Source organism: Rhizobium indicum (assembly GCF_005862305.2).
Taxonomy (GTDB): Bacteria; Pseudomonadota; Alphaproteobacteria; order Rhizobiales; family Rhizobiaceae; genus Rhizobium; species Rhizobium indicum.
Window position 1 is genome coordinate 2,880,474 of the sequence record NZ_CP054021.1, and the last position, 14,229, is coordinate 2,894,702.

Annotated in this window: 13 protein-coding genes, 1 tRNA gene and 2 pseudogenes; 10 read left to right on the plus strand and 6 right to left on the minus strand. The window is 60.8% G+C overall.

The window, feature by feature from the left end:
• Window positions 1-102: 102 nt before the first annotated feature.
• The 3 genes from FFM53_RS14120 to FFM53_RS14130 form a co-directional block, all read right to left on the minus strand.
• Window positions 103-1,611, minus strand: coding sequence for an ABC transporter substrate-binding protein (locus FFM53_RS14120; protein WP_138389420.1), 1,509 nt, complete (start codon window positions 1,609-1,611; stop codon window positions 103-105).
• Between the two features lie 93 nt (window positions 1,612-1,704).
• Complete coding sequence (locus FFM53_RS14125) at window positions 1,705-2,436, minus strand: FadR/GntR family transcriptional regulator (RefSeq protein WP_138389421.1); 732 nt, start codon at window positions 2,434-2,436, stop codon at window positions 1,705-1,707.
• A gap of 211 nt (window positions 2,437-2,647) precedes the next feature.
• The gene (locus FFM53_RS14130) at window positions 2,648-4,090 is read right to left on the minus strand and encodes a M81 family metallopeptidase (RefSeq protein WP_138389422.1); all 1,443 of its coding nucleotides are present in this window, start codon (window positions 4,088-4,090) and stop codon (window positions 2,648-2,650) included.
• Window positions 4,091-4,563: 473 nt separating this feature from the next.
• Between FFM53_RS14130 and FFM53_RS14135 the strand changes: the two are divergent.
• Window positions 4,564-4,668: pseudogene (locus FFM53_RS14135) on the plus strand (LuxR C-terminal-related transcriptional regulator); the annotation flags it as partial.
• On the opposite strand, the gene FFM53_RS14140 reads toward FFM53_RS14135, so the two are convergent.
• Complete coding sequence (locus tag FFM53_RS14140) at window positions 4,667-5,599, minus strand: LysR family transcriptional regulator (RefSeq protein WP_171600227.1); 933 nt, start codon at window positions 5,597-5,599, stop codon at window positions 4,667-4,669. The pseudogene FFM53_RS14135 and the gene FFM53_RS14140 sit on opposite strands and share 2 nt — an antisense overlap.
• 58 nt (window positions 5,600-5,657) lie before the next feature.
• Between FFM53_RS14140 and FFM53_RS14145 the strand changes: the two genes are divergently transcribed.
• Both FFM53_RS14145 and FFM53_RS37015 read left to right on the plus strand, forming a co-directional pair.
• Window positions 5,658-6,407, plus strand: a complete 750-nt coding sequence (locus FFM53_RS14145; RefSeq protein WP_138389424.1) for an SDR family NAD(P)-dependent oxidoreductase — start codon at window positions 5,658-5,660, stop codon at window positions 6,405-6,407.
• 120 nt (window positions 6,408-6,527) lie between these two features.
• Window positions 6,528-6,767: pseudogene (locus tag FFM53_RS37015) on the plus strand (hypothetical protein); the annotation flags it as partial.
• Window positions 6,768-6,811: 44 nt separating this feature from the next.
• Here FFM53_RS37015 and FFM53_RS14150 read toward each other — a convergent pair.
• Window positions 6,812-6,886 (minus strand) — tRNA-Gly (locus FFM53_RS14150).
• 256 nt (window positions 6,887-7,142) lie between these two features.
• On the opposite strand from FFM53_RS14150, the gene FFM53_RS14155 reads away from it, so the two are divergent.
• The 4 genes from FFM53_RS14155 (at window position 7,143) to FFM53_RS14170 (ending at window position 9,934) form a co-directional block, all read left to right on the plus strand.
• The gene (locus tag FFM53_RS14155) at window positions 7,143-7,652 is read left to right on the plus strand and encodes a prolyl-tRNA synthetase associated domain-containing protein (protein ID WP_138389425.1); all 510 of its coding nucleotides are present in this window, start codon (window positions 7,143-7,145) and stop codon (window positions 7,650-7,652) included.
• Between the two features lie 160 nt (window positions 7,653-7,812).
• Complete coding sequence (gene trxA / locus FFM53_RS14160) at window positions 7,813-8,787, plus strand: thioredoxin (protein WP_138389426.1); 975 nt, start codon at window positions 7,813-7,815, stop codon at window positions 8,785-8,787.
• Window positions 8,788-9,049: 262 nt separating this feature from the next.
• A complete protein-coding gene (locus tag FFM53_RS14165) occupies window positions 9,050-9,736 on the plus strand; it encodes an LON peptidase substrate-binding domain-containing protein (RefSeq protein WP_171600225.1) in 687 nt (228 codons plus the stop codon).
• A gap of 9 nt (window positions 9,737-9,745) precedes the next feature.
• Window positions 9,746-9,934, plus strand: a complete 189-nt coding sequence (locus FFM53_RS14170; protein WP_017962471.1) for a Trm112 family protein — start codon at window positions 9,746-9,748, stop codon at window positions 9,932-9,934.
• Window positions 9,935-9,977: 43 nt separating this feature from the next.
• On the opposite strand, the gene FFM53_RS14175 is transcribed toward FFM53_RS14170, so the two are convergent.
• Window positions 9,978-11,192 (minus strand): ubiquinone biosynthesis hydroxylase, encoded by a 1,215-nt coding sequence (locus tag FFM53_RS14175; protein WP_138389427.1) that lies wholly within the window; start codon window positions 11,190-11,192, stop codon window positions 9,978-9,980.
• Window positions 11,193-11,275: 83 nt separating this feature from the next.
• Here FFM53_RS14175 and tesB point away from each other — a divergent pair, with 83 nt between their 5' ends.
• The 3 genes from tesB to FFM53_RS14190 all read left to right on the plus strand — a co-directional run bounded on the left by tesB (window position 11,276) and on the right by FFM53_RS14190 (window position 14,180).
• Entirely contained in the window at window positions 11,276-12,160 is an 885-nt protein-coding gene (gene tesB, locus FFM53_RS14180) for an acyl-CoA thioesterase II (protein WP_138331857.1), read from the plus strand.
• 211 nt (window positions 12,161-12,371) lie between these two features.
• A complete protein-coding gene (locus FFM53_RS14185) occupies window positions 12,372-12,722 on the plus strand; it encodes a P-II family nitrogen regulator (protein WP_003543684.1) in 351 nt (116 codons plus the stop codon).
• Window positions 12,723-12,749: 27 nt separating this feature from the next.
• Window positions 12,750-14,180, plus strand: coding sequence for an ammonium transporter (locus FFM53_RS14190; RefSeq protein WP_138331856.1), 1,431 nt, complete (start codon window positions 12,750-12,752; stop codon window positions 14,178-14,180).
• Window positions 14,181-14,229: the final 49 nt, after the last annotated feature.

The following is a 14,229-nucleotide window of genomic DNA, read 5'->3' on the forward strand; positions in this document are numbered from 1 at the left end:
CATGCGGCGGAGGATTTCCGCCGCGTGATTTGCTGGATCAAAAAGTAGAGCATGATGTTCGTCCGAAAACCGCTCACACTTTTCGGCATCATGCTCTAGGGATCAGCCGGCTTTCTTGACGCCGACGAGGCGGATCATGCCGTCCGGCGACGGAACGAAGCCGGTGATGTTCTTGTGCAGCGCCCAGATCCAGGACTGATGGCCGAGATAGATGATCGGCAGATCATCGTTGAGGATGACGGCGGCGGCATCGTATTTCTGCTTGCGCACGGCATCGTCGGTCGATGCACGGGCTTCGTTCAGCAGCTTGTCCACCTCGGCGTTGCAGTATTTCGTGTCGTTGATGCCGCCCTTGCAGGTGATGAACTGATGGATGTTGCCATCGGGATCGACGCGGCCGGACCAGTCGGAACGGCTGAGCTGATAGTTGCCGGCCGTCTGTTCGCTCAGCAGGGTGGCGAATTCCGTCGATTTCAGGCTGACGTCAAAGCCGGCTTCGCCGACCATCGACTGGATGATCTGCATCATCTGCATGGCAACGGGATTGTTCGGGATCTGCAGCTCGATCGGCACGCGGTCGAAACCGGCTTCCTTGATCAGCGCCTTAGCCTTGTCGAGATCGCGGGCGGGCACGGGAATATCCTTGTCGAACCACGGGCTGCTCGGCGGGAAGGGCTGGTTGCCGGCAACCGCCGTACCCTCATAGACGATCTGGTTGACGGCATCGCGGTCGATCGCCAGCGAGAAGGCCTGGCGCAGGCGCTTGTCCTTGCCGAACGGATTGTCGGCGCGCGCACCATTGCCGATATTGGTGTAGAGCGCCATGTAGCCGGTGCCGACGGCGTCGGCATAGACGAGGCTCGAATCGGACTTCACGGCTTCAGCATCGGTCGCGGCCAGACGCTCGATCATGTCGAGATCGCCGGAACGCAGATTGGCGAGGCGCACCGTCGTATCCGGGATCGGCAGATAGGTGAGCTTGTCGATGAAGATCTTGTCCTTGTTCCAGTAGTCCTGGAACTTTTCGAGCACGATGCGGTCCTGCTGGACACGCTCGACGAACTTGAACGGACCGGCGCAGACCGGGTGATCGCCGAACTTGGCGCCGAGTTCCTTGGCGGCCTTCGGCGAGACGATCATGCCGGCGCGGTCGGAAAGCTGGGCAAGAAGGGTGACGTCGGGCGCCTTTAGAGTGAACTTGACCTCGTATTCGCTTGTCGCCTCGACTTTTGCGACCGAGGTCAGTTCGCTCTTACGGCGTGATTCCGGCAGGGTGATGTTGCGCTCGATGGTGGCGACGACGGCTTCGGCGTTGAACGGAGTCTCGTCATGGAACTTGACGCCCTGGCGCAGTTTCATGGTGAGCTCTTTGCCATCGGCCGACCAGCTCCATTCGGTGGCAAGCTGCGGCACAATCTTCAGATCCGGTGAGACGTCGACCAGCTTGTCGCACATCGCGGTATAAACGATGCGGCCGACGAAGGTGCGCGACTGCGCGGGATCGAGCACGTCGGCATCGTCCTGCAGGCCGATCTTCAGGTCGACGGCGAAGGCAGGAAGTGCAAACAGTGCGCCGGCAACGGCGGTGGTCAGCAATTTGGCGATCTTCATTCCATTCTCCTCTGTCTATTTTTGTTTGGTTTTTGCTTCCATTCCGGCGGTTATGGCCCGCCTGTGTTTTTTCTCCCGGCTCACCTGCCCTGTTCAGGCGAGGGTCTTGTCGGCCTCCGTTTCGCTGTGATCGAGCGAGGTGATGCGGACGAGGCTTTCCAGTAGCGTCAGCAGATGCTGGCGCATCGCTTCGCCCGCCCTGGCCGGATCGCGGGCGGCGATCGCATCGACGATCGCCGTGTGCTGGTTAAAGGTGACGGGCCGCGTCCGGCTGGCGCTGCGGGCGCGCTCGCGGATCGTCTGCCAGGCCTCGTCCTGGCGCACGCGGTTGATCACGTCGAAGATGGTGAGGAAGAAACCGTTGCCGGCACATTGGGCGATCTGGCGGTGCAGCGCCCCGTCCCAGAGCTCTCGCCCGTCGGCATCGGTGCTTTCGTAGATCTTCTTCACCAGATCATACATGCGCTCGATATCGGCGGCTTTGGCGCGCATGGCGGCAAGCTGGGCGAGCTGCGGCTCGATGCGCAGGCGCACTTCCATGACTTCCATGAGATCGGTGCCGGCAACGATCGAGCCGACATGATCGCTCCAGCCGTCGGGGCGCGGCCCGGCATAGGTGCCGGAGCCTTGGCGGCGCCAGATGCGGCCCTCGGCCTCCAGCACTTCGAGGGCGCGACGGACGGCACGGCGGCCGACGCCAAGCATTTCCGAAAGGGTGCGCTCGGTCGGCAGCTTACCGTCGGCGTCGAGACTGTCGGACCGCAGGAGAGCCCTCAGCCTCTCCAGCGCATAATTCGAATTGCCCTGCGTCTCATCTATCGGCATTCGCTTAAATGGTCCGTACCAATTTTCTATTGGTTCAGTGCAAACCAAATCGCGCCGACCGTCAAGCGCTTTTTTGTGCAAATGGAAATCTGCCCGTTTTTTGCTCAAATCCCGCTATTGCCGCGATACTGGAAAACGGTCGATCGCGCCGACAGGGCGGCGGCGCGATCGACAATGTCATCCAGAAAAATGCAATTGGTTCAGGTGAAACTCAGTCCGGCGTCGAGCGTGCGGAGAGAAAGACCTGCGGCTCGAAGGCAAAATCCTTGTCGAAGGGGTAGGTCGGATGCTGCTTGCGCAGCCGTGGCAGACGCTCGACGAACTGGTCGACGACACCTGTTGATAGCGCCATCAGGTTCGGATTGGCGAGCGGCGCCAGTTCCGGCGAGAGATAGCCCGATTTGACGACAATGATCTTCGCTTGGTGCGGGTCGAGGCCGAGCCGGGTGAAGTCAACGATGTTGTGATAGGGCCGACGCTTGGCGGAAAGCACCAGATCAATACCACTGACCGAAACGACCGCCTGGCGGTCGGCGGGATCTGAAGTTTCGTGCAGGAACTTGACCGTGAAGCGGGCGATGACCGGCTTGCTACCCTTGGTGTCGAGCGAGGCGCCGACGCTGAGCTCCAGTTCCGCGCCGACGCCGGCAGCATAACAGGCCCCGGTCGCCGCCGTGTCGGCGATGCCGGCAAAGACGACGCCGGTGGCATCCCTGGCGATCAGTTCCGCCAGCACATCGGCCCGGTCCCCGACGCCGCCGCCGGTCGGATTGTCGCCGGATTCGGCAAGCACAACAGGGGCGGTCGGGCTTGCGATTGCTCTCGCGACGCATTCTTCGAGCGAGCCGGTCTCGCAGCCAAAGACAAAGTCTTCGCGCGCATCCCAATAAGCCCTCGCGAGACGTTTGGCCTCGCGTTCCAGCACGGCGCGGTCGGTGCCGGTCATGATGGCGGCAGCCGTGGCGCGCGGTTCGTCGGCCCAGACATAGCCGACCATCAGCGATGCATCCCAGACGCCGTCGAGCGCGTCGATCCCGGGCAACATGTCATAGAGGCTCTTTGCCGGCTCATCGACGGTGCTGGTGCGCTCGCCGGGCAGCACGACAGGGATCGGCGCCCAGAGGAGGCTCGGCCGCTCGCCGGTTTTGAGGCTCTTCACCAGCATGGAGACGGAACGGCGCATCGTCTCCTCGACATCGATATGCGGCGCGGTGCGGTAGGTGGAATAGATGTCGAGTGCATCGATGATGCGCTGGGTGACGTTGCCGTGCAGGTCGTAGCTTGCCGAAACCGTACAATCCTTGCCGACCAGCGCCCGGGCCGCGCTGATCCAGTCGCCTTCGGCATCCTCCATGCTCTCGACATACATGGCGCCGTGCATGGCGAGGTAGAGACCGTCGAGCGGCAGCATCGGCTTCAACCGCTCGAGGAATTCACCCTTGAAGGCTTCGTAGGTGGCGCGCGAAACCGGACCGCCGGCAATGGCCCGGGCATGGATCGTCGGCAGGAACTCGGCATCATAATCCCTGAGGAAAGCGAAATACGGCGCTTCCAGCAGCGCCTCGCTGCGCACGACGCGAAAATCCTTCTCCTCGTTCAGGACGGGATTGTATGTGCTGCATTCGATATGAATGCCACCGACGGCGATGCGCATGGGAAACCTCAGTTGATATTGGGAGCAATCAGGACGTTATGAGCGGCGATGCGTTGGATACGGACCGGTATCGCCCGAAGGAGTTCGTGCTGCGATAAACTGAACATTCAGGGTCCGATCCGAAGACGCGTCCTTTTGCCTCGACAATAAGTTTACAAACGAACCAATCAACCAAAATAAATTACAAACTTGATCTTCTAAGCCGGTGTGGACGTGGACGTGCCATAATCAGTAAGCCTCCGACCTGCTCAGTTTCTTCCGTCGGATGCCGCGGGCCGATTGCTGCCGACAAACATCAGCGTCGCCATAAAGAAAAAATCCCACTTCGGGATCCCGAAATCCCCCCGCTTCGGGATTCCGAAATTCGTCGCGTTTTGGGCGGTGTCGCCACGGGGAAACATCCAATGATTTCAACACCGCAACCAATTTCGGGATTCCGAAGTGCTATATAGATTATGGTGGGGGTCTGGCTGCTGACGCATCGCGAGCGCGAGATCCTACGCGAGGTGGTGACGCGCGGACGCCTCAACAAACAGATCGCTTTCGACCTCCGCATCAGCGACGTCACGGTCAAGCTCAGATGGCTTCGAGGGCTTTTGCTTCCCCGGCGATGAAATCGCAGACCAGTTTTACGCGCAACGGCACAGTGCGACCAAAGGCGTGCAGTGCATTAAAGGGAGCGCTCGGGAACGCAAACCCCGCCGCGAGTGTAACAAGCGTGCCGCCTGCCAGGTCTTTCGCGACCAGACATCGCAGAAGATAGGCTGCTCCCAGCCCACTGAGGGCAGCCTGAATGAGTGCGGCCCCTGAGTCGCAATCGACGCGCCCGAAGGGAATGAAGCTCGTCCCGTCCGGCAGGCGCAGAGGCTGCGTGATACCACCCAGTGCATAGCGGGCAAAGGGCAGAGCGGCCAGCGCTTCGGCAGTTGCAGGATTGCCCCAGGTCTTCAGAAAGGTCGGAGACCCGACGATCGCCATCGGCAGGTCGGCCAGGTGACGAACCATGAGGTCCCCCGGTGCGGGATTTCCAACGCGCAGCACAACGTCGTAGTCCTCCCTGATCAGATCGACGAACCGATCCGTAAGCCCGACTTCGAGATGCAGGTTCGGATAGTCGGCTGCAAAGCTTCCGAAGAGGCGCGGCAGCAATAGAGGCGCCATTTCGCTAGGCATGCTGATGCGCAAGCGACCCGAGGGCGCAACGTCGGACCTGATAGCCTCTTCACTTGCATCCAGGTCCCGCAACAGCGGCGCAACGCGGTCGAAGAAAAGTTGCCCGTCCTGGGTAAGCATCAGGGCGCGCGTGGAGCGCAGGAACAGCCGGGCGCCAATCTTCTTTTCCAGCCGCGCCACGCTCTTCGACACCGCTGACGGTGTCGTCGCCAGATCGCGGGCCGCGGCGCTGAACGATCCGGCCTCTACCGTCCGCACAAAAGCCATCAATCCGGGCATCTCGTTGAGCAGATTCGGCATTTGCACCTCCGCGGCACAGATCATGTGCCCGCCCATGATCTAATGACGAAGGGTGGCAGCGTTTATCTAATTTCTCGTTGAAAGGAGATAAACAATGCAACACCTCAAAGACAAGGTCGCCGTCATCACCGGCGGCAATAGCGGCATCGGCAAGGCGACCGCTCGGCTGTTCGCGGAAGAAGGAGCGCAGGTCATCATTTCCGGGCGCCGGCAGGATGCTGTCGACCGCGCCGTGCAAGAAATCGGTCCGTCGGCTATCGGCTTCGTGGGTGATGCCGCCGACCTGGAAGATCATCGCAGGCTGGCGGACACCGTGAGGAGCCGCTTCGGCGGGATCGACATCTACATGGCCAATGCTGGGATCATCAATCTCACCACCTCCGCCGAGGTGACTCCGGCAGACTATGACCGGCATTTCGCAATCAATACGCGCGGCGTGTTCTTCGGCGTGCAGACGATCGCCCCTCTGATCCGCGACGGCGGAAACATCATCGTTACGAGCTCGCTTGCGGCCACGAAGGTCCTCCCGGACCATGCCGTCTATGCCGGTTCAAAGGCAGCAACCGCCGCCTTTGCGAAAAACTGGGCGATCGAATTCAAGTCGCGGCGGATCCGCGTCAACATCCTGAGCCCGGGACCGGTCGAGACGGAAATCCTCGCCAAGCTGGGCGTATCGGAGGCCGAGCGGCCGGCATTCGAAGATTACATGGCTTCCCTGATCCCCGCCGGCCGTCTCGGCCGACCGGAAGAGTTGGCGCGCGCCGCACTCTTCCTCGCCTCCGATGCAGGAAGCTTTGTCAACGGGGTCGAGCTTCATGTCGATGGCGGTATGACCCTGGCTTAAAAGGCCTGCCCTTTGCCAGCCCCAACGGCTCTACAACCTGCGAAGCTGTCGGTCCAGTGGCCGAGGCTCGGCGGGTATCGAACGTATCAAGCCCGGCCATCGGCAGCAGAACGGTCCCCACTGGCCGAGATCGACTATCCCTTCCATGATCGCGAGGTGCTGTGACTAATTGCGGACGCATCTGCGTGCATCGCAAGAAGATCAAAATCTGGCCGGACAGAAACTGGGAATCAAGGAGGTCGATGATGATATTTGGCTTGTCAGCTTCATGCACTATGATCTGGGATACATCGATCTGGAGCAGAGGGCTTGCAAACCATAGAAAACCCGTTCGGCACGAGGTTGTCACCCATGTCTTAGGAACAATCCGTTACCTATGTCTTCGGTATGGGAAATTGGAAAACTGGAGCGGGCGAAGGGATTCGAACCCTCGACCCCAACCTTGGCAAGGTTGTGCTCTACCCCTGAGCTACACCCGCTCAATCCGCATCGGTCCGGGGTAGTTGTTGGACCGTGGGCGCCGCCTCGCGGCGACCGGCGCTATATGGCCTAACGGGTTTTCAAATGCAACAGGGAAATGACGGAGAGGCGAAGAAAAATTCTGGTGTTCGCAGACGCCCGGCGGAAAGGCCGCAAATGCGGGGCAAAGCGTCGGTCGCAAAGATTGCCAAACGATGTGGACCGACTTAATCAGGACGCCTCGCTTTTTTCCCTTCCTGCCCAATGGATTGCCCCATGTCAGAAAATGCCCCGAAGACAAGAGAAGAATTGTTTGCCTTTCTCGATGGGCTCGGCATTGCCCATAAGACGATCGACCATGCGCCGGTCTTCACCGTGGCGGAATCGGTCGCCTTGCGCGACGAGATCCCCGGCGGCCACACCAAGAACCTCTTCATCAAGGACAAGAAGGACAGGTATTTTCTGCTGACCGTGGAGGAAAATGCCGAAGTCGATCTCAAGCAGGTGCATAATTTGATCGGCGGGTCCGGCCGGGTCTCCTTCGGCAGGGCGGAAAAGCTGATGGAATATCTCGGCGTCATCCCTGGGGCGGTCACCGCTTTCGGCGCGATCAACGATACCGCGGAGAATGTCACCTTCGTGCTCGACGCGGAGCTGATGGCGCACGAGATCGTCAACTGCCATCCGCTATCCAATGATGCGACGACCTCGATTGCGAGCAGCGACCTTATCCGCTTCATGGAAGCGACGGGACATAAGCCGCTTGTCTTGAAAGTGACGTCCTGACATACGATTTTAGCGCTAAAGCGCGTCGCGATCTTTTAGATTCGCTTGCCGCGCTTTAGTCTTTGGTTTTGCGCATGTCTTTATCGCAAAACCGCCACACAGTTTTGTGCGACATGCTTTAGCAAAGACGCCGGCAGGATCGGCGCGGCGGGAGATACCTATGAGCGGCAGCGACAACCCCTATAACGGTTCCTTCGGAAATCAGATGACGGCGACGACAAGCTTTAGTGCTGCGCCGGAACCCGCGGCTGCGGCCGGCAGCTATATCACGGATACGACGACCGCGAGTTTCGCCAAGGACGTCATCGAGGAATCGCGCAAGCAGCCGGTGCTGGTCGATTTCTGGGCGCCCTGGTGCGGTCCGTGCAAGCAGCTGACGCCGGTCTTGGAAAAGGTAGTCAACGAAGCCAAGGGCCGCGTTCGGCTCGTCAAGATGAATATCGACGATCATCCCTCGATCGCCGGCCAGCTAGGCATCCAGTCGATCCCCGCTGTCATCGCCTTCGTCAACGGCCGTCCTGCCGACGGTTTCATGGGCGCGGTGCCGGAAAGCCAGATCCAGCAGTTCATCGACCGGATCGCCGGTCCGGCCGGCGCCGACGAGGCGGCCGAAATCGAAGCGGTGCTTGCGGAAGCGGCGGAACTGCTTGCCGCCGGCAATATCAACGAGGCCGCTCAGCTCTACGGCGCCGTCATGCAGGCCGATCCCGAGAACGCCAAGGCGCTTGCCGGCATGGCCGAATGCATGATCGCCGCCAACCAGCATCAGCGGGCACGCGAAATCCTGACGGAATTGCCGGAAGAGCTGGCGAAAGACGCCGGCATCCAGGCTGTGCTGATGAAGCTTGAGCAGATCGAGGAGGCCCGCAAGCTCGGCGATCCTGTTGCGCTCGAGCGCGAACTGGCCGCCAATCCCGACGATCACGAGGCACGGATCAAGCTTGCCAAGATTCGCAATGTCGAAGGCCGGCGCGACGAGGCGGCCGACCATCTGCTGCTGATCATGCGCAAGGACCGCGCTTTCGACGATGATGGCGCCCGCCGCCAGCTGCTGCAGTTCTTCGAGGTCTGGGGCTTCAAGGATCCGGCGACGGTTGCAGCGCGTCGCAAGCTTTCGGCGATGCTGTTCTCGTAGGGCGCACCACGGACGGTCTATCGCATTGAATCCGTGCATGATCTTTTCCGAAAGTCGATTCCGATTTTCGGGGTATTCGCAACTGCATAATTCCTTAAATCGGAATCGATTTAAGGTTTAAATTATGCAGTGATTCAAAGTGTTACAGCGTCCTTTGCGCGTCTAAAAAGACGCGCGGCGCTGTAAGTTCGAGCATCTGCCCTTGCGTTTTCGGGCGAGGGCACCACATTCTCGTCAAGACGGGCATGCCCGTTTTACAAGAATGCGGGACGGTTTCATGCAAGTCGGGAATGCCAGATACCTGAAGCCGGGCGATCTGCCTGATGCGATCGCTGTCTTCCCCCTGACCGGCGCCCTTCTCCTGCCGGCCGGGCAGCTTCCTCTCAACATTTTCGAGCCGCGCTATCTGGCGATGCTGGATGCCGCACTGACCGGAAACCGACTGATCGGCATGGTGCAGCCGGCACTCGGCGAACACGAGGACAAGGGCAGCGAGCCCAACCTTGCCGCTGTCGGCTGCCTCGGTCGGATCACCTCCTTCGCAGAGACCGGCGACGGGCGCTACATCGTATCGCTGACCGGCGTCTGCCGCTTCCGGCTGCTGGAGGAAAAAGCGACCAGTGATCCCTTCCGCATCTTCCGTATCGCCCCGTTCATCGCCGATCTCTCGGCCGCAAACGAGGAGGAGGCGGTCGACCGCGCAGCGCTTCTGACCGCCTTCAAGGCCTATCTTGATGCCAACAAGCTGGAGGCAGACTGGGAGAGCGTCGAGCGGGCGAGCAATCTGACGCTCGTCAATTCGCTGGCGATGATGTCGCCCTTCGGGCCGGCGGAAAAGCAAGCGCTGCTAGAGGCGCCCGACCTGAAGACGCGGGCCGAGACGCTGATCGCCATTACCGAAATCGTGCTGGCGCGCGTCTTCGGTGACTCCGACACGGTTCTGCAGTAGACTTCAGCCATGGACGAAAAACTCAGCCGCGTCGATCCAAAGTTGCTCGATCTCCTGGTCTGCCCGCTCTCCAAGGGCCGGCTTTCCTATGATCGCGAACACAATGAGCTTGTCTCGGAAAAGGCACGACTTGCCTATCCGATCCGCGACGGCATTCCGATCATGCTGGTGTCCGAGGCCCGCCGCCTCGACGACTAAAACGCGTCGCGGTTTTCCGTCCGGAATTTCGTAAGAACAAAGGTTAAATCGTCTGGCCGGCAAGCAGCCGCGGATTGTCCTTTGCCGTCGTTCCGGCCGCCTGGCCGATGAAGAAGGATTTGAGACGCGGCAGCCGGTCGACGATGCCGAGGCCGACATCGCGGGCGATGCGGATCGGCGTCGCGTCGTTGGAGAAGAGCCGGTTCAGGACGTCGGTCGTCACCCCCATGCGGAAAGTGTCGAAGCGCCGCCAGGTCTGGTAGCGCTCGAGAATATTGATCGAGCCGATATCGAGGCCGAGGCGGTCGGCCTCCACCACGGTTTCGGCGAGTGCCGCCACATCCTTGAAGCCGAGATTGAGGCCCTGACCCGAAATCGGGTGGATGCCGTGGGCGGCGTCGCCGGCAAGCGCGAAACGCGGCGCGACGAAGGAGCGGGCGAGCGTCAGGCCGAGCGGGAAGGCGCGCTTGTCGCCGATCACTTTCAGGCTCCCAAGCTTGTGGCCGAAGCGGCGTTCGAGTTCTTCCTCGAAGATCAGGTCGTCGGCGGCGACCAGCCGGTTGGCATCCTGCGTGCGCTCCGTCCAGACGAGCGAGGAGCGGTTGTTCTTGAGCGGCAGGATGGCGAAGGGGCCGGCCGGCAGAAAATGTTCCTCGGCGCAGCCGTCATGCGGCCGCTCGTGTTCGACGGTTGCAACGATGCCGGACTGGCCGTAGTCCCAGGTGACGGTCCTGATGCCGGCGAGATCGCGCAGCGTCGAGCGCACGCCGTCGCAGGCAACCAGCAGCCGGGTTTCCAGCGCGCTGCCGTCCGAAAGCGTGACGGTGACATGGGTGTCATGGGTCTTCAGCTCCGTGGCGCCGAGCCCGTGGCGGATGTCGATGCCGAGCCGGTCGCAGGCGCCGCGCAGGGCGGCGACCATCGCGACATTCGGTATCATGTGGGCGAAAGGCCGGCCGTCGGCCACTTCTCCGTCGAAGGTCAGAAAAACCGGACGCACCGGATCGGAGGTCTTGGAATCGGTGACGATCATTTTGGTGATCGGCTGGGCTTCCGGTTCGATTTCGTTCCAGATGCCGAAGATCTCGAGCATCTTCGCCGCCGCCGCGATGATGGCGGAAGCGCGCGTATCGTTTTTCCAGACATGTTCGGGCGCCGCCTCGACGACGGCGACATTCAGATGCGGCGCGGCCTGTTTGACCGCGACAGCGGCGGAAAGGCCGACATAACCCCCGCCCACAACCAGCATGTCCAGCATCGCGCCGCTCCCGTACCTTATGCCTCAGATGTGCTCTATATAGATCATCGCAACCTCACTTCCTACCGCTGGGAGACATAGAAATGACGGGCGAGACATCATGGCCTTCGGCGATGGAGACGCTGCTTTCGACGCTCGACCTCGAGCCGATCGAGGTCGATATCTTCCGCGGCCGCAGCCCCAAGGTCGGCTGGCAGCGGGTCTTCGGCGGCCAGGTGATCGGCCAGGCGCTGATGGCGGCGCAGCGCACCATCGAGGGCGAGCGTTTCGTCCATTCGCTGCATGCTTATTTCATGCGTCCCGGCGATCCCACGGTGCCGATCATCTATCAGGCGGAGCGCATCCGCGACGGATCGAGCTTCAACACGCGGCGTGTCGTCGCCATCCAGCACGGCAAGGCGATCTTCGCGCTGTCGGCCTCCTTCCAGGTGGAGGAGCCGGGCTTCGAGCACCAGATCGCGATGCCCGAGGTCGAGATGCCGGAGGCGCTGCTCGGCGAGCAGCAGATCAAGGAACAGTATCTGGCCCACGCGCCGGAAGCGATCCGAAAATACTGGCAGCGTGAGCGGCCGATCGAGATCCGTCCGGTCTCGCTGACGCATTATTTTTCCGACAGGAAACTCGATCCGAAGCAGGATGTCTGGGTGCGCGCCACCGGTCCGGTTCCCGACGACCGGCTCTATCAGGCGGCGGTGCTTGCCTATCTTTCGGACATGACGCTGCTCGATACGTCGCTCTATGCGCACGGAACGTCCATCTTCGACCAGAGCCTGCAGGTGGCGAGCCTCGATCACTCCATGTGGTTCCACAGACCCTGCAAGCTCGACGACTGGCTGCTTTATACGCAGGACAGTCCGTCGGCTTCAGGCGCCAGGGGATTAACCCGGGGTAGCCTGTTTACACGATCCGGTAGCCTGATCGCATCGGTCGCGCAGGAAGGCCTGATTCGGAAAAAGGCAAATGAATAAAAATTGTGCAACTTTATAAATTTGCGCGTTATTTGTGCGCTTATTGGCCAATCATTTGCCTGTTTATTGGCACTCTTTATTATAACCTTTACTTTTCAATAACTTACCACCCGCCTCGAATCTGGCACGTCCCTTGAATGTGTATTGGCCGGTCGCTGTTCAGGAACGTCAGCGGCAAGGAGAGTCGGCTCCGCGCCGAGGATAACGAAGGATGGGAAACCAGATGAAAATTGTGATGGCCATTATCAAGCCGTTCAAGCTCGATGAGGTCCGCGAAGCCCTTACGGCGATCGGTATTCAGGGGCTGACCGTAACCGAGGTGAAGGGCTACGGGCGCCAGAAGGGGCACACCGAAATCTATCGCGGCACCGAATATGCAGTCAGCTTCCTGCCGAAGCTCAAGATCGAAATCGCGGTTGCATCAGAACTCGTCGACAGGGCGGTCGAGGCCATTGCGGCATCGGCCAAGACCGGCCAGATCGGCGACGGCAAGATCTTCGTCTATTCAATCGACCATGCCGTGCGCATCCGTACGGGCGAAACCGATTCAGAAGCGCTGTAAGAACGGCAGATCAAGGAGCTTTTTCCAATGTCAATTTCGAAGTTTTCTTCCACCTTTGCGCGGCTTTGCGCAGCAACGGCTGCCCTTCTGGCGCCGGCCGTTGCTTTCGCGCAGGAGGCTGCACCAGCTGCCGCCACCGCTGCTGCTGCTCCTGCTTTCACCATGGACAAGGGTGACAATGCCTGGATGCTCGTCTCCTCGGCGCTCGTCCTTTTGATGACCATTCCCGGCCTTGCGCTTTTCTACGGCGGTCTCGTCCGCGCCAAGAACATGCTCTCGGTGCTGATGCAGGTTTTCATGATCACGGCCGTCGTGGCGCTGCTCTGGGTGACCTACGGTTATTCGCTCGCCTTCACCGACGGTGGCTCGCTGAACAGCTTCGTCGGCGGCTTCTCCAAGGCGTTCCTCGCCGGCGTCAATACCTCGTCGCTCGCTGAAACCTTCTCGAAGGGCGTCGCAATTCCGGAATACACCTTCATCGTGTTCCAGATGACGTTTGCCTGCATCACCCCCGGCCTGATCGTCGGCGCGTTCGCCGAACGCATCAAGTTCTCGGCCGTCATGCTCTTCGTCGTGCTCTGGGTCACCTTCATCTACTTCCCGATGGCACACATGGTCTGGTTCTGGGGCGGTCCGAGCTCCTACACCTCGCCGGCCGGCCTGATCTTCTCCTATGGCGCAATCGACTTTGCCGGCGGCACGGTCGTTCATATCAATGCCGGTATCGCGGGTCTCGTCGGCGCCATCATGCTCGGCAAGCGCACGGGCTATAAGAAGGAAATCATGGCTCCGCACTCGATGACGCTGACCATGGTCGGTGCCTCGCTGCTCTGGGTCGGCTGGTTCGGCTTCAATGCCGGGTCCAACCTCGAAGCCAATTCCTATGCCTCGCTTGCCTTCATCAACACCTTCGTCGCCACGGCTGCCGCCGCTGTGTCCTGGTGCATCGTCGAAACCCTCACCCGCGGCAAGGCTTCCATGCTGGGTGGCGCTTCCGGCGCCGTCGCCGGTCTCGTCGCCATTACCCCGGCGGCAGGCTTTGCCGGCCCGATGGGCTCGATCGTTCTCGGCTTGATCGTTTCGCCGGCCTGCTACTTCTTCGTTGACGTCGTGAAGAACAAGTTCAACTACGACGACAGTCTCGACGTCTTCGGCGTCCATTGCGTCGGCGGCATCATCGGCGCTCTCGGCACCGGTATCCTCGTCAACCCGGCACTCGGCGGTGCAGGCATCGTCGATTATTCCACCGCGGATTTCGCAGCCTCCTATGCCGGCACGGCAACCCAGGTCTGGGCTCAGGCCAAGGGCGTGCTGACGACGCTGCTGTGGTCGGGCATCGGCTCGGCGATCCTCTACAAGATCGTCGACGTCGTCATCGGCCTGCGTGTGACCGTCGAAGCCGAACGCGAAGGTCTCGACCTTTCGACCCACGGCGAAGCCGCCTACCACTCTTCCTGATCACAGGGTTTGCGGCGCCCGGCAGAAGGGCGCCGCTTCACGGCCCGTC

Coding starts and splice junctions, on each gene's coding strand:
- FFM53_RS14120 (WP_138389420.1), bottom strand. CDS start 1,611: ATGAAGATCGCCAAATTGCTGACCACCGCCGTTGCCGGCGCACTGTTT.
- FFM53_RS14125 (WP_138389421.1), bottom strand. CDS start 2,436: ATGCCGATAGATGAGACGCAGGGCAATTCGAATTATGCGCTGGAGAGG.
- FFM53_RS14130 (WP_138389422.1), bottom strand. CDS start 4,090: ATGCGCATCGCCGTCGGTGGCATTCATATCGAATGCAGCACATACAAT.
- FFM53_RS14140 (WP_171600227.1), bottom strand. CDS start 5,599: ATGGGCGGGCACATGATCTGTGCCGCGGAGGTGCAAATGCCGAATCTG.
- FFM53_RS14145 (WP_138389424.1), top strand. CDS start 5,658: ATGCAACACCTCAAAGACAAGGTCGCCGTCATCACCGGCGGCAATAGC.
- FFM53_RS14155 (WP_138389425.1), top strand. CDS start 7,143: ATGTCAGAAAATGCCCCGAAGACAAGAGAAGAATTGTTTGCCTTTCTC.
- trxA (WP_138389426.1), top strand. CDS start 7,813: ATGAGCGGCAGCGACAACCCCTATAACGGTTCCTTCGGAAATCAGATG.
- FFM53_RS14165 (WP_171600225.1), top strand. CDS start 9,050: ATGCGGGACGGTTTCATGCAAGTCGGGAATGCCAGATACCTGAAGCCG.
- FFM53_RS14170 (WP_017962471.1), top strand. CDS start 9,746: ATGGACGAAAAACTCAGCCGCGTCGATCCAAAGTTGCTCGATCTCCTG.
- FFM53_RS14175 (WP_138389427.1), bottom strand. CDS start 11,192: ATGCTGGACATGCTGGTTGTGGGCGGGGGTTATGTCGGCCTTTCCGCC.
- tesB (WP_138331857.1), top strand. CDS start 11,276: ATGACGGGCGAGACATCATGGCCTTCGGCGATGGAGACGCTGCTTTCG.
- FFM53_RS14185 (WP_003543684.1), top strand. CDS start 12,372: ATGGGAAACCAGATGAAAATTGTGATGGCCATTATCAAGCCGTTCAAG.
- FFM53_RS14190 (WP_138331856.1), top strand. CDS start 12,750: ATGTCAATTTCGAAGTTTTCTTCCACCTTTGCGCGGCTTTGCGCAGCA.